This is a genomic window from Kribbella steppae (assembly GCF_004342025.1).
GTDB classification, from domain to species: Bacteria; Actinomycetota; Actinomycetes; order Propionibacteriales; family Kribbellaceae; genus Kribbella; species Kribbella steppae.
In genome coordinates this window covers 733,583-753,094 of the sequence record NZ_SLWN01000002.1, presented here as the reverse complement: position 1 = coordinate 753,094, position 19,512 = coordinate 733,583, and the positions used below count along the sequence as shown (strand labels likewise).

The 19,512-nt window shown below is 67.9% G+C and carries 20 protein-coding genes; 12 read left to right on the top strand and 8 right to left on the bottom strand.

Going from position 1 to position 19,512, the window contains the following annotated elements:
* Positions 1-254: 254 nt before the first annotated feature.
* The 5 genes from EV652_RS08550 to EV652_RS08530 are packed head-to-tail and all read left to right on the top strand — an operon-like array spanning position 255 to position 5,283.
* Positions 255-1,247: a hydroxyacid dehydrogenase gene (locus EV652_RS08550; protein WP_132208435.1), complete on the top strand. Its 993-nt coding sequence runs from the start codon at positions 255-257 to the stop codon at positions 1,245-1,247.
* A gap of 37 nt (positions 1,248-1,284) precedes the next feature.
* Positions 1,285-2,226 carry an ABC transporter permease gene (locus tag EV652_RS08545; protein ID WP_132208434.1) on the top strand — a complete coding sequence of 314 codons (942 nt, stop codon included), beginning with the start codon at positions 1,285-1,287 and terminating at the stop codon, positions 2,224-2,226.
* The gene (locus EV652_RS08540) at positions 2,223-3,143 is read left to right on the top strand and encodes a carbohydrate ABC transporter permease (protein ID WP_132208433.1); all 921 of its coding nucleotides are present in this window, start codon (positions 2,223-2,225) and stop codon (positions 3,141-3,143) included. The genes EV652_RS08545 and EV652_RS08540 overlap by 4 nt, the downstream gene beginning before the upstream one ends.
* 33 nt (positions 3,144-3,176) lie before the next feature.
* Positions 3,177-4,730, top strand: coding sequence for an ABC transporter substrate-binding protein (locus EV652_RS08535; RefSeq protein ID WP_132208432.1), 1,554 nt, complete (start codon positions 3,177-3,179; stop codon positions 4,728-4,730).
* 10 nt (positions 4,731-4,740) lie between these two features.
* Positions 4,741-5,283, top strand: a complete 543-nt coding sequence (locus EV652_RS08530; protein ID WP_132208431.1) for a LacI family DNA-binding transcriptional regulator — start codon at positions 4,741-4,743, stop codon at positions 5,281-5,283.
* Here EV652_RS08530 and EV652_RS08525 read toward each other — a convergent pair.
* The 5 genes from EV652_RS08525 to EV652_RS08505 form a co-directional block, all read right to left on the bottom strand.
* Positions 5,263-6,363: a LacI family DNA-binding transcriptional regulator gene (locus EV652_RS08525; protein ID WP_132208430.1), complete on the bottom strand. Its 1,101-nt coding sequence runs from the start codon at positions 6,361-6,363 to the stop codon at positions 5,263-5,265. The genes EV652_RS08530 and EV652_RS08525 overlap by 21 nt on opposite strands.
* Before the next feature lie 32 nt (positions 6,364-6,395).
* Positions 6,396-7,454, bottom strand: a complete 1,059-nt coding sequence (locus tag EV652_RS08520) for a LacI family DNA-binding transcriptional regulator (RefSeq protein WP_199238062.1) — start codon at positions 7,452-7,454, stop codon at positions 6,396-6,398.
* A gap of 272 nt (positions 7,455-7,726) precedes the next feature.
* Entirely contained in the window at positions 7,727-8,116 is a 390-nt protein-coding gene (gene mscL / locus EV652_RS08515) for a large conductance mechanosensitive channel protein MscL (RefSeq protein WP_132208429.1), read from the bottom strand.
* A gap of 119 nt (positions 8,117-8,235) precedes the next feature.
* The gene (locus tag EV652_RS08510) at positions 8,236-8,853 is read right to left on the bottom strand and encodes an SAF domain-containing protein (protein ID WP_242001637.1); all 618 of its coding nucleotides are present in this window, start codon (positions 8,851-8,853) and stop codon (positions 8,236-8,238) included.
* Between the two features lie 155 nt (positions 8,854-9,008).
* Entirely contained in the window at positions 9,009-9,362 is a 354-nt protein-coding gene (locus tag EV652_RS08505; RefSeq protein ID WP_132208428.1) for an FmdB family zinc ribbon protein, read from the bottom strand.
* A gap of 187 nt (positions 9,363-9,549) precedes the next feature.
* Between EV652_RS08505 and EV652_RS08500 the strand changes: the two genes are divergently transcribed.
* Positions 9,550-12,087: a penicillin acylase family protein gene (locus tag EV652_RS08500; protein ID WP_132208427.1), complete on the top strand. Its 2,538-nt coding sequence runs from the start codon at positions 9,550-9,552 to the stop codon at positions 12,085-12,087.
* Between the two features lie 4 nt (positions 12,088-12,091).
* Here the strand turns inward: EV652_RS08500 and EV652_RS08495 are convergent, their stop codons facing one another.
* The 3 genes from EV652_RS08495 to EV652_RS08485 are packed head-to-tail and all read right to left on the bottom strand — an operon-like array spanning position 12,092 to position 14,623.
* On the bottom strand, positions 12,092-13,156 hold the full coding sequence (locus tag EV652_RS08495) for a serine hydrolase domain-containing protein (protein ID WP_132208426.1): 1,065 nt from the start codon (positions 13,154-13,156) through the stop codon (positions 12,092-12,094).
* Complete coding sequence (locus tag EV652_RS08490; protein WP_132208425.1) at positions 13,156-14,064, bottom strand: phosphotransferase; 909 nt, start codon at positions 14,062-14,064, stop codon at positions 13,156-13,158. The genes EV652_RS08495 and EV652_RS08490 overlap by 1 nt, the downstream gene beginning before the upstream one ends.
* Positions 14,057-14,623 carry a 5-formyltetrahydrofolate cyclo-ligase gene (locus EV652_RS08485; protein ID WP_132208424.1) on the bottom strand — a complete coding sequence of 189 codons (567 nt, stop codon included), beginning with the start codon at positions 14,621-14,623 and terminating at the stop codon, positions 14,057-14,059. The genes EV652_RS08490 and EV652_RS08485 overlap by 8 nt, the downstream gene beginning before the upstream one ends.
* 66 nt (positions 14,624-14,689) lie before the next feature.
* On the opposite strand from EV652_RS08485, the gene EV652_RS08480 reads away from it, so the two are divergent.
* The 6 genes from EV652_RS08480 to EV652_RS08455 are packed head-to-tail and all read left to right on the top strand — an operon-like array spanning position 14,690 to position 19,417.
* A complete protein-coding gene (locus tag EV652_RS08480) occupies positions 14,690-16,078 on the top strand; it encodes a UTP--glucose-1-phosphate uridylyltransferase (RefSeq protein WP_199238061.1) in 1,389 nt (462 codons plus the stop codon).
* A 21-nt stretch (positions 16,079-16,099) separates the two neighbouring features.
* Positions 16,100-16,570: a GNAT family N-acetyltransferase gene (locus EV652_RS08475; protein ID WP_132208423.1), complete on the top strand. Its 471-nt coding sequence runs from the start codon at positions 16,100-16,102 to the stop codon at positions 16,568-16,570.
* A 33-nt stretch (positions 16,571-16,603) separates the two neighbouring features.
* Positions 16,604-17,830, top strand: coding sequence for a molybdotransferase-like divisome protein Glp (gene glp / locus EV652_RS08470; protein ID WP_132208422.1), 1,227 nt, complete (start codon positions 16,604-16,606; stop codon positions 17,828-17,830).
* On the top strand, positions 17,827-18,315 hold the full coding sequence (gene moaC / locus EV652_RS08465) for a cyclic pyranopterin monophosphate synthase MoaC (protein ID WP_132208421.1): 489 nt from the start codon (positions 17,827-17,829) through the stop codon (positions 18,313-18,315). Before glp ends, moaC begins: the two co-directional genes overlap by 4 nt.
* Positions 18,312-18,800: a MogA/MoaB family molybdenum cofactor biosynthesis protein gene (locus tag EV652_RS08460; RefSeq protein ID WP_132208420.1), complete on the top strand. Its 489-nt coding sequence runs from the start codon at positions 18,312-18,314 to the stop codon at positions 18,798-18,800. The genes moaC and EV652_RS08460 overlap by 4 nt, the downstream gene beginning before the upstream one ends.
* Complete coding sequence (locus EV652_RS08455) at positions 18,800-19,417, top strand: GNAT family N-acetyltransferase (RefSeq protein WP_132208419.1); 618 nt, start codon at positions 18,800-18,802, stop codon at positions 19,415-19,417. The genes EV652_RS08460 and EV652_RS08455 overlap by 1 nt, the downstream gene beginning before the upstream one ends.
* Positions 19,418-19,512 lie beyond the last annotated feature (95 nt).

Genomic DNA, 19,512 nt, shown 5'->3' with positions numbered 1-19,512 from the left:
TCAACGCTCTCCTTCGGGCGGGAGGGCCTGTGGACGGACAGACGGGCGGCGGGCGGGACCACACAGAGTCGACGGTCATAGAAAACGTTCGCCAGACCATAGCCCTCTTCGGCGGAACGCGACAAGACCACAATGGCCCCGGCTCCACGGAAACCCCACAGCTACACGCCGACGGTGGACTGTTGACGGTTCGCAGATCTTCGTCCTAGCGTAGATAGCGCTTTCTATTCCTGATGCTGATCGGAGTACCGCCCGTGACCGATCGTCCGGTGGCGCTGTTCGCCCTCGCCGCGGAGCACTGGCCACTGCTGTTCCCATCGACGGTCCGGCAGCGGCTCGGCGAGCTCGCCGCGATCGACACCGACCTGGTCGTCGACAACTTCGACGACCCGCGGGTGGCCGGCCGGCTCGACGACCTCGAGGTGCTCATCACTGGCTGGGGATGCCCGCCGCTGGACGCGGAGTTCCTCGCCCGGGCGCCCAAGCTCCGCGCCGTACTGCATGCCGCCGGCAGCGTGAAGGCCCATGTCGGGTCCGCGGTCTGGGAGCGCGGCATCCTGGTCTCCTCGGCCGCGGCGGCGAACGCGATCCCGGTCGCGGAGTACGCGCTCGGCACGATCCTGCTGGCCGGCAAGGGCGTCTTCGCGCTCCGCGAGCACTATCGCAGCGGGCGGTCGTTCACCCTCGCCTACATCCATCCCGACCTGGGGAACTACGGCCGCCGGGTCGGCATCATCGGCGCCTCCCGGATCGGCCGGCAGGTGATCGAACTGCTCCGGCCGTTCGACTTCGAGGTCTGCCTCTACGACCCGTACGCCGAGGACCTCGGCGTACCGCGGGTGAGCCTGCCGGAGTTGCTGGCGACCAGCGACATCGTCAGCGTGCACGCGCCGTCGACTCCGGAGACGCACCAGATGATCGACCGGGCCGGCCTCGCTCTGCTCCCGGATGGCGCCGTACTGATCAACACGGCACGCGGCGAACTGGTCGAAACCGATGCGTTGATCGGCGAGCTGCGCAGTGGGCGGATCTCCGCCGTACTCGATGTCACGGACCCCGAGCCGCTGCATCCGGACTCGGCGCTGTTCGACCTGCCGAATGTCTTCGTCACCCCGCACATCGCGGGGTCGCACGGCAACGAACTGGCCCGGTTGGGTGCGTCTGCCGTGGACGAACTCGAGCGGCTGGTGACTGGCCGCCCGCTCCTGCACGAAGTCACCATGACCGACCTGGATCGGGTGGCGTGACCATGACGGCTTTCTCTCCGAACGAGGGGATCTCGCAATGAGTACCCGATCCAGTGGCGGCCGGCGGTGGGTGACGCTGCGGGGCAGTCTGTGGCTGAGCATGCTGGCGCTGCCGGCGGTGGCGTTCTTCCTGGTGTTCAGCTACGCACCGATGGCGGGCCTGGTGGTCGCCTTCAAGGAGTTCGACATCAGCCAGGGCATCTTCGCCAGCCCGTGGAACGGCCTGGACAACTTTCGCTACTTCTTCAGCTCGGGTGACGCGAAGCGGATCCTGGTCAACACCCTGCTGCTGAACACGCTCTTCCTCGCCGCCACGCTGGCGGCCGGCGTCACGCTCGCGATCATGCTGAACGAGATCCGCGGCCGGTTCTTCAAGCGCGCGGCCCAGTCGACGATCTTCTTCCCGTACTTCGTCTCGCCGGTCGTGATCGCGATCATGCTGCAGGTACTGCTGTCCGGCCCGCAGGGTACGGGCGGCCTGGTCAACGACACGCTCGGCGGCTTCGGACTGCCGACGCCGAACTGGTACAGCGAACCCGGTCCCTGGCCGTGGATCCTCACCGTGGTGAAGGTCTGGCAGTTGGGCGGGTACATGAGCATCATCTTCCTGGCCGCGATCACCTCGATCCCCGAGGAGGTCTACGAGGCCGGGCAGATCGACGGCGCCAGCCGGGCGCAGATGGCGTTCCGGATCACGTTGCCGCTGCTGAAGCCGACCGCCGCGGTCCTGCTGGTGCTCGGCGTCGGCCGGATCTTCTACGGCGACTTCGGCACGATCTACGCGATCATCGGCGACAACGGCACCCTCTTCCCGACCACCGACGTGATCGACACCTACGTGTTCCGCTCGCTCCGGCAGATCGGCGACTTCGGTACAACGGCCGCCGTCGGACTGTTCCAGTCGGTCGTTGGCTTCGTCCTGGTGACGACCGCGGTGCTGGTGCAGCGCCGGTACTCGAAGGAGACGAGCCTGCTATGACGACATTGACCTCGAGTGTTGCCAAGGTGACCGGCCGGACGGCGACTACGAAGCGCCGTACCAAGCTGGAGCCCTTCACGATCGTCAGCCTGATCGGCGTCAGCCTGTTCATGGTGCTCTGTGCGGTGCCGTTCTGGATGATCCTGTCCGGTTCGTTCACCGACGAGCAGAAGCTGGCCACCACCGGCTACAGCCTGTTGCCCAAGCCGTTCTCGACCGCGTCGTACGAGATGATCTTCACCGGTCCGACCGTGCTGAGCGCCTACACCGCGAGTGTCCTCATCACTGTCGTCGGTACGGCGCTCGCGTTGGCCTTCACCTCCGGACTCAGCTGGGTGATCGCGCGGCGGTTGCCCTACGTCAGCAGGCCGTTGGCGGTGTTCGCCTACATCCCGATGCTGTTCACCGGCGGCCTGGTCCCGCTGTACCTGCTCGTCACGCAGTACCTGAAACTGCAGAACACCTACTTCGCGGTGATCCTGCCGCTGCTGATCGCGCCGTTCCTGGTATTCATCCAGGTCAGTGCCTTCCGGCAGTTGCCCGAGGAGATCATGGACTCGGCCCGGGTCGACGGGGCGGGGGAGATGCAGATCTTCTTCCGGATCGGGCTGCCGCTGTCCAAGCCGATCCTCGCGGTGGTCGGCCTGTTCTACGCCGTGCACTACTGGAACGAATGGTTCACGGCCCTGCTGTTCATCTCCGACACGGACAAGTTCCCCCTTCCGCTGCTGCTGCAGAACCTTGTCTCGAACGTGTCGTTCTCGCAGATGCTGCCCACTTCGTCCGGGCAGTCCACGCCGGTCTATCAGCTCCGGCTGGCTCTGACGGTCGTCACCATCGGCCCGATCCTGCTCGCCTACCCGTTCGCGCAGCGCTACTTCGTCAAGGGCATCACCTTGGGTGCCACCAAGGGCTGATCCCAGCCATTCCATCCTTCTTCTGGAGGCATTGTGCCCGCCAACCAACTCTCCCGGCGCGGTTTCCTGTCCGCGACCGGTGGCCTGTCCCTCGCGGCCGCGCTCGGCCTGAGCGGCTGCGGCGACTCGTCGCAGTCCGGTTCCAAGCCGTCCGGCGGCGACACCCTCGCGCTGCTGCTGCCCGGCGACGTTCCGAAGGGCTGGGAGACAGTCCTTGCCGAGGTCAACAAGAAGCTCAAGACCGACCTCGGCTTCACCATCACGCCGCAGTTCATCGCCTGGTCGAACTACCAGCAGCAGGCGCTGCTGAAGTTCACCGCCGGTGAGAACTTCGACACCGCCCTGCAGGCCCGCTGGCTGAACATGGTCCAGCTGGTCGGCAGCAAGTCACTGGTCGCGGTCGACGAGCTGATCGGCAAGTACCCGAACCTGAGCAAGACGCTGGCCCCGCAGCTGATCGAGCAGAACAAGTGGTCGGGCAAGCTCTACGGCATCCCGCAGGTGAACTCGGCCGCCCGGCTGCACCACTTCACCATCCGGCAGGACCTGGCCGAGAAGCTCGGCCTCGGTGACATCACCACGTTCGACCAGTTGGAGAAGTACTGGTACGACGTGAAGCAGAAGGAGAAGATCACGCCGGTCGGGGTCAACTCGAACATGCCCGACCTGCTGGTCGCGTTCGCGCCGGTCGGCTGGCTGAACCAGCACGACTGGGAGAACCCGCACGTCAGCGTGCAGTTCTTCAGTGGTGGTTCGTTCCCGTTCTACCTGGCCCAGGACGGCAAGACCACCGGGTCGTCCAACCCGATCCCGTTCTGGGAAGCGCCGGGGGTGATCGACGCGCTGCGAACCGTCCGCAAGTACTACCAGGACGGCATCATCAACAAGGACGCGCTGAACGTCGACTCGAACGCGATCAAGACCCAGTTCGAGTCCGGCCGGATCGCGACCCGGTGGGCGATGACCGACGGACTCTCCTCGCAGTCGCTGGCGCCGTTGCGCAAGGCCGTCCCGTCCGCGCAGCTGGCCAACGTCGTACCGCTGGGTGGTGGCAAGAACGCCAAGCCGAACCAGACCTTCCAGGCTGACAACTTCGTCGTCCTGAACACGAAGGGCCGCAGCAACGAGAGGGCCCTGCAGCTGGAGGACTGGGTCTCGATCAAGGAGAACCACGACCTGATCAGCTACGGCGTCGAAGGCAAGGACTGGAAGGCGGTCGGAACGGACCGGTTCGAGCAGGTGTCGGCGTACAGCTTCCCCGGGTTCGCGTTGTGCTGGCGGCAGAGCCTGGAGAAGAAGATCAAGGACATCACTCCGACCGAGAACGAGTGGTTCGACTGGGCCCAGGACTACGACAACTTCACCGTCGACCCGTACGCGTCGTTCGTCCCCGACGTGACACCGGTGAAGCGGGAGGACAGCCAGATCACCGCGGCGATGACGCAGTACGGCAACCCGCTGTGGATCGGTGCGGTCGACGTCGACAAGGGCCTGGACCAGCTGAAGAAGGCGGTGGAGAAGGCCGGGCTGAGCAAGCTGCAGGCCGAGATGGCCAAGCAGGCCGACGCCTACCTCAAGGGTCAGTAGGGCCGGACCGATGGCCGCGCGATCGAAACTGGCGGTCGTCGCCCGGGAGGCCGGCGTCTCGGTGTCCACGGTGTCGAAGGTGCTGCGCGCCTACCCGGAGGTCGCACCGGCCACCCGGGCCCGGGTCCGGGACGTGCTGCGGCAGCGGGGGTACGCCGCCGACGTGAAAGCGGCCGGGAGCGGACAGCGACCGGCCGCACTGGTCGACGTCGTCTTGGCCAGCCCGGCTCCTGCCGGTGCGGTGTTGACCTCCTTCGACGAGGAAGCGCGCCGTACCGGCCTGTCGGTCGTGGTGACGACGGTGGCTCCGGACCGCCCGGTGCCACGACACTGGCTCGATCAGGTGTCGGCTCGGGGGACTCGTGGGGTCGTCGGGGTGCTGGTGGACTTCACCCAGGCGCAGCTCGGGTACCTTGCGGCGCACGACGTACCGTTGGTGCTGATCGCTCCGCCAGGTCGCTCACCTCAGCATGTGACGACACTTGCGCTGGGCAACGACCTGGGCGAGACGGCCCGCCGGGTGCTCGCGACGCTAGTCGAGGCGGGCCACTGAGTCGCGGACGACCACGTGGGTCTTCAAGGTGACCTGCAGGCCGGGCCAGTCCTCGCGCTTGTGGTCCTCGTCGGCGGCGACCTTCGCGGCTGTCCGACCGAGCTCCTCGTACGGAACGTGGACCGAGGTCATCCGCGGACGCAGATCCTGGGCGAGCTCGATGTCGTCGTACCCGACGATCGAGATGTCGTCCGGCACGCTCAGACCGGCCTCGTTGACGGCGGCGTACACGCCCGCGGCCATCACGTCGGTCGCGGCGAAGACCGCGGTGAAGTCGCGAGCCCCGGTCAATCGCTTCTTGGTGAGCTGATAGCCCGAGGCGCGGGTGAAGACACCGTGCTCGACCAGCGAAGGGTCGAACTCCACGCCGAAGGTGTTGAGGGCGCGACTGTAACCCTCCAGTCGCCCCAGACTCGTCGTGTGCCGCTCTTCTCCGCCCAGGAACAGGATGCGCCGATGCCCTTGCGCCAGCACGTGACTGGTGATGGCGTAGGCGCCCTCTTCGTTGTCGTATCCAATGACTGCTGCCGGTACGCCGGTTGCGAGGGGAGGGCGGCCGCAGAGCACCAGCAGCGAACCCGCGGCGCGCAACGAATAGGCGAGCTCGGTCATCTGCTCGTTGTAGTCGTCGGCGTCGGCGACACCACCGATGAGGACGACCGCGCCGGCGCGCTGCTCACGCATCAGCCGGACGATGGCGAGCTCGCGTTCCCGATCGCCCTGGGTGGTCCCGATCAGGCAGAGCCAGCCGAGCCGGGCGGCCTCCTGCTCGACACCGTGAGCGGCCTCGGCGAACGACGGTCCGCGTACGTCGGCCAGCACGAACGCGATCGTCTTGGTCTGGACGCCGGCCAGGGCCCGGGCATGCGTGTTGGCGACGTAGTTGAGTTCGCGGATGGAGCGCAGGACGCGCTGGCGGGCCGAGCGGGAGACCGGGTAGTTCCCGGCGAGGACGCGGGAGACGGTCGCCGGTGAGACTCCGGCGTGGGTCGCGACATCGCCGAGAGTCGCGGCGGTCGACGACTTCCGGCGGGAGCCCGAGCCGTCGTCGGCTGTCCGCGGGGTGCGGGCTGAAGCCATCGAACTGTCCCCTCTTGGTCGGCGGGCCGAGTCTACTTGTGCGGTACCGGGCCGGTTGAGCCCCGCACGACCAGATGGGTGCCGAGGACAACGTGCTGGTCGAGGGCGTACTCGTCGCGGTGCAGAGCGAGCCGGATCGCGGTCCGGCCGAGCTCCTCGTGGGGGAGGTGGACCGTGCTGAGGCCCGGCGTCAGGTCGGCGGCCAGCGGGATGTCGTCGTACCCGATGACGGAGACGTCCTCGGGGACTCGCAGGCCGGCTTCGTGCAGTGCGAACAGCACGCCGCTGGCGACCACGTCGGTGATCGCGAAGATAGCGGTGAAAGGAACGCCGCGGGCCAGTAGCCCCTTCGTCTGCTGGTATCCGGACTCGCGTTCGTAGGCACCCGGCAGGACTCGCTGCTTGGCGACTTTGAGGCCATGCGCCTTGTGTGCGCGGGTGTAGCCGCCGAACCGTGCCTTGGTGGTGGTGTGCTCGGGCTCGCCCACACCGATGATGGCGATCTGGCGATGGCCGAGCGAGATCAGGTAGTTGGTCGCCGCGAACGCGCCGCCCTCGTTGTCGTACTCGACCACGGTCGACGGGACGTCCGGGCCGATCGGCGGCCGGCCACAGAGCACCAACCGGGAGCCGGTCCGATCCAGGGCGTTGGCGAGTTGCGTCATCCGCTCGAGGTTGGCCGCCGACCGGACACCGCCACCGACGAGTACGACGGCCTCGGCCTGTTGCTCGCGCATCAGCTCGATCAGCTCGAGCTCACGGTCGGGGTCGCCGTTGTGGGTGCAGACCAGGCACAGCCGTCCCTCGGCCGTGGTCTGCTGCTCGACGCCTTGTCCGATGTAGGCGAACAACGGGCCGACCAGGTCACGAATGATGAAGGCCACGGTCCGCGGACCACCGCCGACGAGGGCACGGGCCTGCGCGTTCGCGACGTAGTCGAGCTGCTTGACCGCGCGCATCACCCGGCCCCGGGTGGTCGCCGCGACCGGGTAGTTGCCCGCGAGCACGCGGGACACGGTCGTCGCCGAAACACCGGCGACCGCGGCGACGTCCTTCACCGTGGGCCGATCCCCTGACGACAGTCTCGCCACCGAAGCTCCTTAGAAAGCGCTCGCTGGAATTGTGACACGATTCCGCGGCGCGAGAGAGCTCGGAGAGGCAGTTGGATCGTCGGACCTTCTGGCCTGCTTGGCAATCGAAGGCTGGTCTTGGGTGCTGAATGGCTTCTCGTCTTGATGGAAAACGTTATCGGAGCGACGACCAGATGCTCACCGACATCTCGCTGGTCCTCGACACCGGGAGTGGGCGGGCGGTTGGCGAGCTCAGGGGCAGAGGCAGGTACGCCCGCCCACTCCCGACGGGATCAGGGACGGGACCGCTGCAGGGCGTCGCGGATCTCGGTGAGGAGCTGCTGGTCGGTGGTCAGCGGGTCGGGCTCGGGCTCGACCCCGCGGGCGCGGCGCTCGGCGAGCTTGTTCAGCGGCAACACGATGACGAAGTAGACGGCCGCCGCGACGACCAGGAAGTTGAGCGCCGCCTGCAGAATCAGGCCGATCGAGAACTCCGAGTTGTTGATGGTGAAGGACCAGACCTGGCTGATATCCGTCTTGCCGAAGATCGCGGCGATCAACGGGTTGATCAGGCCGTCCACGATCGATTTGACGAAAGCGCTGAACGCGACGCCGATGACGAAGGCGACCGCGAGGTCGATCACGTTGCCGCGCATGATGAATTCTTTGAAGCCCTTGAGCATGTGGGTGCCTCCACGAAGCGGGTGATGTTCCCGGACAACGTAGGGCCAGGCATCCGTCGGTGCGAGGGAGCGCGCCGTTACGGAACTCATCGTGCTCGGTTGTGTCCGATAAGTAATCGTCAGCTGGTGTCCGGGGTCAGGGCCACGGTGATTCTGGAGTTGGCGGTGGCCTGGGCGAGGCGGGTGGCGACGTCGGGACTGGTGGCGACGACGATCAGCGCGCCGGTGGTCGTCGTACGAGGGGAGGGCAGGGCGACCACGCGGACGGCGCGGGCGAGGAGGTTTGCGGACTCGGCCGGCGTGCTGGTGGCGGCGTACAGGTTGATGTGGTCGCCGACGCGGAGGAGTGCGCTGATGTCGGCGTCGGCGATGCGGAACGGGTAGGCGAGTGAGCCGGCTGGGACCGAGACCGGTGCCAGGAAGCGGGCGTCAGTGAGTGGTTCGCCGGATCTGACCGGGCCGCTCAGGACGCGCGCGGTCAGATCGGTGCCCGGTCTGAGCGCTCCGTCGGGCACGGCGCCGGTGGGTAGATCGAGGGTGCGGAGGTCGGAGCCGGCGGGCACGGCTCCGCCGGCGAGGTCGCGCGCGGCGGCCAGCACAGCGACCGTCGGCGGCGGTGGAGGGGACAGGGCGGCAAGGCCGAAGTACACAGCTGCCGCGGCGGCCACGCCGGCCAGCAGCCGTCGATGCCACCGAGCGGCACGCATCAGGTCACGAAGCGGGAAACGGATTCTCATGCCAGAGAAAGTACGAGTTTCCCGAGCCCCCACCTGTTGGTTGTCCACAGCCGACCCGGCCGGCCAGGTGGACGTGACCGGGCGCTGGCCAAAAGGGACACGCCCCTCACACCGGCAGGGGCGGCGACTCACGCCGCGAGAGGACGCTGCCTAGATCAGGCGGCGCTGGTTTTGGTGTTCGAGGAGGAGGTGCCGCTCGACGAGGTGGAGGAGGAGGTGTTCGAGCTCGAACCCGACGACGAGGAGCCGGAGCCGGAGTCGGACGAGGACGACGACGAGCTGGAAGAGGAGGACGACGCGTCGGACTTGGCCGGAACCGTGCTCTTCCCCGAGTTGCGGCTGTCGTTGCGGTAGAAGCCCGAGCCCTTGAAGACGACGCCGACGGCGTTGAACACCTTGCGCAGGGTGCCCTGGCAGGCCGGGCAGACGGTCAGCGCGTCATCCGTGAAGCTCTGACGCACCTCGAGCGCCTCGCCACAGTCGGTGCACTGGTACTGGTACGTCGGCACGGTTCGTTCCCTTCAGGCCGTTGGCACTCCTACTACTCGACTGCTAATAATGCTCCAGCGAGCCGAACTATTCCAACTCGGGCGTGGGATACCTCAACTCAGCGTGGTTGTCCACCGGACGCAGAGCCACGCAAAGTTGTGCGGTACCCCATTTGGGGCGGGCGGGAGGATTCTCTACGGTTGGTCCGTGCGTCGCCTGCTACGAGTCGTCATCATGAGCGGAATCGCCCTCGCCACGCTTCTCGTGGTGATCGCGGGAACCGTCGTTTTTGTCGTCCGCCACTCCTTCCCGACGTACGACGGAACCATCGAGCTGACCGGGCTCGACGGCGACGTCGAAGTGATCCGGGACGCGAACGGCATCCCGCAGATCTATGCGGACAGCCCGAGTGACCTGTTCGCTGCACAGGGTTACGTGCACGCCCAGGACCGGTTCTTCGAGATGGACTTCCGCCGGCACGTCACCGCCGGCCGGCTGTCGGAGCTCTTCGGCGCGGACGCGCTCGAGACCGACAAGTTCGTCCGGACCCTCGGCTGGCGCAAGGTCGCGGAGAAGGAGCTCGGCCTGCTCAGCCCGTCCACCCGGCAGTACCTCGACGACTACGCCCGCGGCGTGAACGCGTACCTGGACACGCACAACGGCTCCGGCCTCAGCCTGGAGTACGCCGTCCTGTCGCTGCAACCGGGCGGCCGGAACTACGTCCCGGAGCCGTGGACCGCGGCCGACTCGCTGGCCTGGCTGAAGGCGATGGCGTGGGACCTCGGCGGCAACATGGACGAGGAGATCACCCGCACGAAGCTGGTCGCGGCGTTCCCGGCGCGCAACATCGAGAGCCTGTACCCGCCGTACCCGTACGACCGGAACGAGCCGATCATGTCGACCGGCGCGGTCGGCAGCGACGGCAAGTTCACCACCGCGCCGATCGCCTCCGAGGCTCGCCGCGGGATGCTGACCAAGGACTTGCTCAAGTCGCTCGACACGGTCGACAAGGTGGCCAAGGGTCTCCCGCAGCTACTCGGCCGCGGTGACGGCATCGGTTCGAACTCCTGGGTCGTCTCCGGTGACCACACCACGACCGGCAAGCCACTGCTGGCCAACGACCCGCACCTCGGCGCGACCATGCCGGGGATCTGGACCCAGGTCGGCCTGCACTGCAACAACGTCAGCCGGTCCTGTCCGTACGACGTCTCCGGCTTCAGTTTCTCCGGGCTGCCCGGGGTCGTGATCGGCCACAACAACGCGATCTCCTGGGGATTCACGAACCTCGACCCGGACGTCACCGACCTCTACCTGGAGCGCGTCGACGGCAACAACGCGCTCTACAACAACAAGTGGCGCGCGATGACGACCCGCGAGGAGACGTTCAAGGTCGCCGGCCAGGACGAGCCGGTGAAGATCACCGTCCGCGAGACCCGGCACGGCCCGCTCATCTCCGACGTCGGCGAGGACCAGCGCGAGACCGGCGAGACGGCCGCCAAACAGGGCAAGTATCCGAACGCGTACGGCGTCGCGATCCAATGGACGGCCCTGAAGCCGGGCCGCACCGCCGACGCCCTGTTCGCGATCAACCGGGCCCAGAACTGGACCCAGTTCCGCGCCGCCGCGAAGCTGTTCCAGGTCCCCTCGCAGAACCTGGTGTACGCCGACACCGAAGGGCACATCGGCTACCAGGCACCCGGCCTGATCCCGATCCGCAAGACCGGTCGGGGCGACTGGCCGGTGCCGGGTTGGGACCCGAAGTACCACTGGACCGGATACATCCCGTTCGATGCCTTACCCAGCGAGTTCGATCCCGCGGACGGGGTCATCGTGACCGCGAACCAGGCGGTCGTACCGCGGACCTACACGTACTACCTCACCAACGACTGGGACTACGGCTTCCGCTCGCAGCAGATCGTCGACCGGATCAAGGCTGCCGGGAAGCTGGACGCGAACGCGATGGCGTCGATCCAGTTGGACACCAAGAACCGCGCCGCCGAGATGCTGGTGCCGTACCTGCTCCAGATCGGCATCGACGACGACTTCCAGCGCCAGGGGCAGGACCAGCTGCGGAGCTGGGACTTCACCCAGCCACCCGACTCCGCGGCGGCGGCGTACTTCAACGTCGTCTGGCGCAACCTGCTCGCGCTGACCTTCCACGACCAGCTCCCCGAGGGCACCTGGCCGGACGGCGGCTCCCGCTGGTTCGAGGTGATCCACACGCTGCTCGGCCAGCCGAACAGCGGTTGGTGGGACGACCTACGGACGCCGCAGCACGAGAGCCGCGACGACATCCTGCGTGAGGCACTGGTCGATGCACGGCAGGAGATCACCCAGAAGATGGCTCGCGAGCCGTCCAACTGGGAGTGGGGTCGGCTGCACAAACTCACGCTGACCAACCAGACGCTCGGCAAGTCCGGGATCGGTGTGGTGGACAAGCTGTTCAACCGCGGCCCGTACGAACTGGGCGGCGGCTCCTCGATCGTCGACGCGACCGCATGGGACGCGTCGAAGGGCTACACCGTGACTGCGACGCCGTCGATGCGGATGGTCGTGGACCTGTCCGACTTCGACAAGTCCCGGTGGATCAACCTGACCGGTGTGTCCGGGCACGCGTTCTCGTCCAACTACACCGACCAGACGGACCTGTGGGTGCGTGGCGAGACTCTGCCCTGGGCCTACACAAAGGGAGCTGTCGAGGCGGCCCGCGAGCACACCGTCACGTTCACGACGCCGGAGCCCTAGCCACTCACCAGGCTGGGGCGCTGGCCTCCGCGAACAGCTCTTCGGGCCAGGTCCACAGTGCCCGCTGGGTCAGCAGGATCGAGATCGTCTGCTCGGCCGGAGTGGTCGACCAGAGGGTGCCGAGCCCGCCGGCCCAGCCGTAGCGATCGCTGCTGACCGACAGGCCGTAGCCCCACCCGGTCTCTGGCCCGAGGAAGTCGGCGGCCGCCGTACGCTGCGCAGCCGTCAGGTGGTCCGTCGTCATCTCCGCGACCGCAGCCGGCGACAGGATGCCGTCCCCACCGGCCTGCAGCATCCGGGCGAATGCGTGGAAGTCGTCCGCCGTCGAGATCAACCCGCCACTCGCGTCCGGGAACGACGGCGGCTCCAGCCACTGGCTGTCCGCTGCCACGTCGAGCGCATCGTCACCGACGTACGCCGTGGTCAGCCGCGCAGGATCCGACGCGGTGAACCCGGTGTCACGCATCCCGAGCGGCTCGAACAACCGCTCCTGCAGGAAGACCTCGAGTGGTTGCCCAGTGGCTCGGGCGATCAGCACGCCGAGCACGTGCGAGCCCGTCGAGTACATCCACCGCTCACCCGGCTGGAACTGCAGCGGCAGCGTTCCGAACCGTCGCATCCACTCGTCCGGCTGGAGCGGCGTCCGCGGCAGTGGCGGCCCGAACGTCCGTAGCTCCAGCTCCTCCTCCCGCTGCCGGATCTCCGGGTGGTCCGACTCACCCAGCCCCAGTCGGAACGTCAGGAGGTCGCGCAGCGTGATCGGCCGGTTCGCCGGAACGGTGTCCTCCAGTGGTCCGTCCGGATGACGCAGTACGACCGGATGCGCCAGCTCAGGGAGCAAGTGGCCGACCGGTGCGTCCTTGGACAGCCGGAGCTCGTCGACCAGGATCATCGCCGCGACCGCGACGATCGGCTTGGTGAACGACGCGACCCGGAACAGGCTGTCCCGCTGCATCGGTGGGCCGTCAAAGGCGACATCGCCCAGTACGTCGACCCGCGTCTCGCCGGCGTGGCTCACCAGGGAGACCAGTCCGGGCAGGACCCCGTTGTCGACGTACTCGCTCAGCATCAGCTCAGTCCACCAGCGAACGGGGTGTCCCGCCACTGGCCGACGAACATGCGGATGCCGTCAGCCAGTGAGGGCAGTCGGGGCACCAGAGGGGTGCACACCATGACCTGCAGCACACGGGCAGTGTCCATCACCCGCTGCACCGGCTCATCCAGCACAGGCCGTCCCAGCGCCGTCGCCGCCTCGTTGTAGACCTTCCCGAGGTCCGGACCGAAGCCGGCCATGTCCCACTCGATCGGACCGAGCGTCGTGTCCTCGAAGTCGGACCACAGCACGCCGTCCGCCGTCGGGATCACGTTGTACGACGGGGCGTCGCCATGGATCGTCTGGACCGTCGCCGACGGGAAGACGGCCTCGAACTCGGCCCGACTCGTCAGCATCGGCCCCAGCACATCCCACTCGGCCCGTGCCCGGTCCACGTCCTCCTGCTCGAGCAGACCCGGCACAACCTCCAAGTCCGCAAGGGCCGGCGGCACAGCGAGCAGCGGCGTCATCCACGGCAGCTCCTGCGGGTACTCAGCCAGTACGGCGTGCAGCTCGGCGGCCCTGGCCGTCCCTGCGACGAAGTCGAGCTCCACGGACTTGTCCTGGTCCACGAACTGCCAGAACGTCATGGAGAACCCGTTCTGCTGCACAGGCTGGAGCGGTACCAGTGGGCTCGGTGCGGCCACTGGCTTGCCCTGCTCCGCGAGCCACGCGGCCACGTCCAGTTCGCGCTGCTGCCGTCGCACGGCGACGTCGGGCTCCATCAGGTGATCCGGCAGGGTGATCGGGACCCGCGCGACCACGGGCGACGGCTTGAGGTGCACCACCACGGAGAACGCGTCGTACAGAACTGTCGGGTCGGTGACAGTCAGGCCCAAGCCCCGTGCGGCCGTTGCAGCGGCTTGTACCGCGTTCTCAGTCATCCACCGATCTTCTCAACAGGATCAACCGATTTGGTGTCAGCGCCGCATGCACCCGTTGGTCGTGGTCGTCCACCGGAAGCGCTTCGACGACCTCTGAGTCGTACACCGCGGCCCAGATCGGCGTACCGCGTATGACACGGGCGAGGGCCCGGTCGTACGAGCCGCCACCGCGTCCCAGGCGTACACCGTCGCGGGCGACCGCCACAGCCGGGCAGATGACCAGATCGGCGGTGGCGATGGCGTCCGTGCCCAGGTCGACAGGCGGCTCGGACATGCCTCGCCGGCCCGGGACCAGGTCGGCGGCACCCGGTGCGACGCCCCAGCCGAGGTCGTTGTCGGCGTACAGGATCGGTAGCAGCACCTCACGGCCGGTTGCCAGCATCCAGTCGATCAGCGCCCCGGTCTGCGGCTCCGGACCCATGGACACGTACAGAGCGATCCGCCGCGCCTCCAGCACCGCCTGCTGGGAGGTGGCGCTGGCCAGCAGGTCCCCTGCATGGGGCCGAGCTCTGCGGGCACCGAGCAAGTACTGTCGCGCCGCGACCTTGGACGGGAACACAGCTCGATCGTAAGCGGCGTGACGGGGGTAACACGGTGATTACCCGGCGTCCCCTAGGGTTGTGACATGAGTGAGGCAGGTCTTCGACAAGCGCAGGAGAAGATGCGGGCGGCCGGCGCTGCCGACGTCGCGATCCGCGTCTTCACGCACTACTACCGGCTGCTCGAGTCGGGCCAGCAGGGCACGATCCGCGAGGACGACATCGAGCCGGTGGGGGACCTGCCACACCTGGACCACCTCGACACCGATGCCGAGGCGATGCGCTCCGCGCTGGCCGAGACGGTGGTGATCAAGCTCAACGGCGGTCTGGGGACGTCGATGGGCGTGACCGGGCCGAAGTCCGCGCTGCCGGTCAAGGACGGGCTGAGCTTCCTCGACATCATCGCCCGCCAGATCCTCAGTACCCGTGCGGAGTACGACGTACCGCTGCCGCTGGTGCTGATGAACTCCTTCCGGACCAAGGAGGAGTCGCTGCAGATCCTGAGCGAGTACGACGGACTCGCGGTCGACGGCATCCCGCTCGACTTCATGCAGAACATGGAGCCCAAACTGCTCGCCGACGACCTGACGCCGGCCGAGTGGGACCCGGACCCGGAGCTGGCCTGGTGCCCGCCGGGTCACGGCGACCTGTTCACCGCGTTGGTTGCCTCTGGCACCCTCGATGCGCTGCGGGAGCGCGGTTTCCGGCATGCGTTCATCTCCAACGCCGACAACCTCGGCGCCACCCCGGACGCCCGGATCGCGGCCTGGATGGCCGAGCACGACGTACCGTTCGGGATGGAGGTCTGCCGGCGGACCCGGTCCGACCGCAAGGGTGGACACGTCGCGGTGCGCAAGTCCGATGGCCGGCTGATCCTGCGGGACAGCGCGCAGGTCGCCGACGAGGACAACAAGCACTTCCAGGACATCACCCGGCACAAGACGTTCAACACGAACAACCTGTGGATCGACCTGGATCGGCTGGCCGAGCTGATGGACGGGCACGACGGCGTCCTCGGCCTGCCGATCATCGTGAACCGCAAGACCGTCGACCCGGCCGACCCGTCGTCGCCGAAGGTGATCCAGCTGGAGACCGGGATGGGCACGGCGATCGAGACCTTCGAGGGATCGCAGGCGGTGCTGGTGGACCGCAGCCGGTTCAAGCCGGTGAAGACGACGAACGATCTGCTGGTGCTGCGGTCCGACGTGTACGAGCTGACCGAGTCCGGCGACCTGACCACGACCCACGAGGGCGACGAGCCGTACGTCGACCTGGATCCGGAGTACTTCAAGATCCTGGCCGACTTCGAGGCCCGGTTCTCGGCCGGGCCGCCGTCGCTGGTCCGGGCCGACCGGCTCGAGGTGCGCGGTGATGTTGCCTTCGGCAAGGATGTGACGGTGATCGGTGACGTCGAGATCGCAGCCGCCGACGGCGAGCGGCGCGAGATCCCGGACGGCGCCGAGCTCGGCGGCTGACGGCGCACCCTGGGGGAATCGATGGACGACTTGCTGATCAGGCCGCTGGAGCCGTACGACACCGACGAGGCGGCCCGGCTGTGGTGGCGGTCGCGGCATGCCCGCCCTGACTTGTTGCCGGCCGCGATCCACACCCCTGCCGAGGTCGCGAAGTGGTTCGCCGACGTACTCCTGCCCGACGCCCAGACCTGGGTCGCGCTGGACGACGGCCGGATCGTCGCCGTCCTGACCCTCGACGGCGACGACCTCGACCAGCTGTACGTCGACCCGGACACGGCCGGCCAGGGGGTCGGCTCGATCTTGGTGGACCTGGCGAAGGACCTCCGCCCGGGCGGATTGGCCCTGTGGACCTTCCAGACCAATCTCCGGGCCCAGTCCTTCTACTCCCGCCACGGCTTCACCGAGGTACGCCGTACCGACGGAGCCGGAAACGAGGAGAAGGCCCCGGACATCCGGATGACCTGGGGAAACCACCCGGAATCCACCGACTGAGCTCCGTCGGCGCCCTTGGATTAGGGTCGGGGCGTGAGACGGAGTGTGGATGAGCATCTGGAAGTAGTGCTGGGGAGGGTGCAGGCGCTACCGGCGTTCGAGCAGCCGTTGATGGAGGCTGTCGGGCTGGTGCTCTGCGAGGACGTCGTCTCGGGGCTGAGTCTGCCGGGGTTCGACAACTCCGCGATGGACGGGTACGCCGTCCAGACCGCGGACCTGGCCGGGGCGTCGCAGGACAACCCGATCACCCTGCCGGTGGTCGGTGAGATCGCGGCCGGCCGGGTCGAGCACATCGTGGTGACGCCGGGGACCTGTGTCCGCATCATGACCGGCGCACCGATGCCGCGGGGCGCGGACAGCGTCGTACCGGTCGAGTGGACCGACGGCGGGACGGTGAACGTGCGGATCGCGCAGCAGCCCGCGTTGGCAGCTTCCGTGCGGCGCGCCGGTGAGGACGTGCAGGCGGGGGAGAAGGTCCTGGACCGGGACACCGTGCTCGGTCCACGGCAGATCGCCGTACTGGCCGCTGTCGGTCGTGCCCGGGTCAAGGCCCGGCCGCGACCCCGAGTGGTCGTGGTGTCGACCGGAGCCGAATTGCGGGAGCCGGGGACCAAGCTGGGCGAGGGGCAGATCTACGACTCGAACAGCTACACGCTGGCCGCCGCCGCGCGCGCCGCTGGAGCCGTGGTGTACCGCGTCGGCATCGTCGGCGACGACCCGAAGCGGATCATGGACACGCTGTCCGACCAGCTCGTCCGCGCCGACCTGGTGATCACCACCGGCGGGGTGAGTATGGGCGCGTACGACGTGGTCAAGGAGGAGCTGTCGAAGCTCGGTACGGTCGACTTCCCCCAGGTCGCGATGCAGCCGGGGAAACCGCAGGGGTTCGGCGTCCTCGGTGAGGACGAGGTACCGATCTTCACGCTGCCCGGGAACCCGGTGTCGGCGTACGTGTCCTTCGAGGTCTTCGTCCGGCCGGCGCTGCGCAAGCTGATGGGGCAGATGCCGTACCGCCGGCGGCCGGTGCACGGGGTCTCGCTGGACGGGTTCAGCTCCCCGGCCGGGAAGCGGCAGTTCGTCCGCGCCGCGGCCACCTCCGGCGACGAGGGCTGGATGGCCAGTACAGTCGGCGGCCACGGCTCACACCTGCTCGGCGGGCTGAGCCGATCGAACGCGCTGATCGTGGTGCCCGAGGACGTGACGTCGGTCCGGGCCGGCGATCAGGTGGAGCTCTGGCCGCTGGACGAGGAGACCGGATGACGGACGATCACTGCCCGACCGGGTTGACTCACGTCGACGAGACCGGGGCCGCTCGGATGGTCGACGTGTCGGCCAAGGAGGCGGGCAGTCGCCGGGCCGTTGCCAGCGGCAAGGTTTTCGTTTCGGCCGAGGTGGTCGCGGCGCTGCGCGGCGACGGCGTACCCAAGGGTGACGCGCTCGGCGTCGCCCGGATCGCCGGCATCATGGGCGCCAAGCGGACACCCGACCTGGTCCCGCTCTGCCACCCGATCGCGATCACCGGCGCGAAGGTCGACCTTGAGGTCGCCGACGACGCCGTACTTATCACCGCCCAGGTCAAGACCACCGACCGCACCGGCGTCGAGATGGAGGCGCTCACCGCCGTCGCGGTCGCCGGTCTCGCAGTGATCGACATGGTGAAGGCGATCGACCCGGCCGCGGTGCTGTCCGACGTACGCGTGGACCTCAAAGAGGGCGGCAAGACCGGGCGCTGGGAGCGGCCGTGAAAGCTCTGGTCGTCAGCGTCTCCAACCGCGCCGCCGCCGGTGTCTACACCGACACCACCGGTCCGCTGATCGCCTCACGCCTTGTGGAGTGGGGCTTCGAGGTCTCCGGTCCTGAGGTCGTCCCCGATGGTGCCGCGGTCGGCTCGGCGTTGAGCGCTGGGGTCGAGGCGTCGTACGACGTGATCCTGACGACTGGCGGTACCGGCATCTCGCCGACCGACGAGACACCCGAGCAGACGGCTGCTGTGCTCGACCAGATCATCCCCGGTATCGCTGAAGCCATCAGGGCGTATGGGGTGGCGAACGGCGTACCCACCGCTGCTCTGTCCCGCGGACTCGCCGGCGTGGCAGGTACGACGATCATCGTGAACCTGCCCGGCTCACGCGGCGGGGTGAAGGACGGGCTGGCCGTATTGCAGCCGCTGCTGCGGCACGCGGTCGAGCAGGTCCGCGGCGGTGACCACGTCCGGACGGACAACGACTGATGGCGATCGTCCACTGGCCCGTCGAACTCCGGCACGGGCAGGTCGCACTCCGACCGCTCCGCGCAGGTGACGGTGCCGAGTGGGCGGCCGCACGTCAGCGCAACGTGAGCTGGTTGCGGCCGTGGGACGCCACCCAACCGCCGGGTGCGGAGGACGGTGCGCGGACGTTCCGCGCGATGGCACGCGACTGGAACCGGCAGGCGCGATACGGCCGGATGCTGCCGTTCGTCATCACGTACGGCGGTGCCGCCGGACCCGGGGCGCGATCGAAGTGGCCGCTGGTCGGGCAGTTGACCGTGTCCGGGATCACCTACGGCTCCGCGCGTTGGGCCAACCTCGGCTACTGGGTCGACGAGCAGTACGCCGGCCGCGGCATCGTGCCGACCGCGGTCGCGATGGCCGCCGACCACTGCTGGTTCACCCTCGGCCTGCACAGGATCGAAGTGGCGATCCGCCCCGAGAACAAGGCGAGTCTGCGGGTGGTGGAGAAACTCGGCTTCCGGTACGAAGGCGAGCGGCCGCGGTTCCTGCACATCGACGGTGATTGGCGCGACCATCGGATCTTTGCGCTGAACGTGGAGGAAGTCGGGCCCGGTCTCGTAGCGCGACTGGATTGATCACGCAGCGTCGCTATTCACATCAGTCACACGAGTCTTCTTGCGACACACCGACAGACATGCCTCATCTGGCCCTCGCTGGGTCTTAGCGTCGT

Excerpts from the sequence above, each read along its gene's own strand:
- EV652_RS08545 (WP_132208434.1), top strand. The coding sequence starts at position 1,285 with ATGAGTACCCGATCCAGTGGCGGCCGGCGGTGGGTGACGCTGCGGGGC.
- EV652_RS08540 (WP_132208433.1), top strand. The coding sequence starts at position 2,223 with ATGACGACATTGACCTCGAGTGTTGCCAAGGTGACCGGCCGGACGGCG.
- EV652_RS08530 (WP_132208431.1), top strand. The coding sequence starts at position 4,741 with ATGGCCGCGCGATCGAAACTGGCGGTCGTCGCCCGGGAGGCCGGCGTC.
- EV652_RS08525 (WP_132208430.1), bottom strand. The coding sequence starts at position 6,363 with ATGGCTTCAGCCCGCACCCCGCGGACAGCCGACGACGGCTCGGGCTCC.
- mscL (WP_132208429.1), bottom strand. The coding sequence starts at position 8,116 with ATGCTCAAGGGCTTCAAAGAATTCATCATGCGCGGCAACGTGATCGAC.
- EV652_RS08510 (WP_242001637.1), bottom strand. The coding sequence starts at position 8,853 with ATGAGAATCCGTTTCCCGCTTCGTGACCTGATGCGTGCCGCTCGGTGG.
- EV652_RS08495 (WP_132208426.1), bottom strand. The coding sequence starts at position 13,156 with ATGCTGAGCGAGTACGTCGACAACGGGGTCCTGCCCGGACTGGTCTCC.
- EV652_RS08490 (WP_132208425.1), bottom strand. The coding sequence starts at position 14,064 with ATGACTGAGAACGCGGTACAAGCCGCTGCAACGGCCGCACGGGGCTTG.
- EV652_RS08480 (WP_199238061.1), top strand. The coding sequence starts at position 14,690 with ATGAGTGAGGCAGGTCTTCGACAAGCGCAGGAGAAGATGCGGGCGGCC.
- EV652_RS08475 (WP_132208423.1), top strand. The coding sequence starts at position 16,100 with ATGGACGACTTGCTGATCAGGCCGCTGGAGCCGTACGACACCGACGAG.
- moaC (WP_132208421.1), top strand. The coding sequence starts at position 17,827 with ATGACGGACGATCACTGCCCGACCGGGTTGACTCACGTCGACGAGACC.
- EV652_RS08455 (WP_132208419.1), top strand. The coding sequence starts at position 18,800 with ATGGCGATCGTCCACTGGCCCGTCGAACTCCGGCACGGGCAGGTCGCA.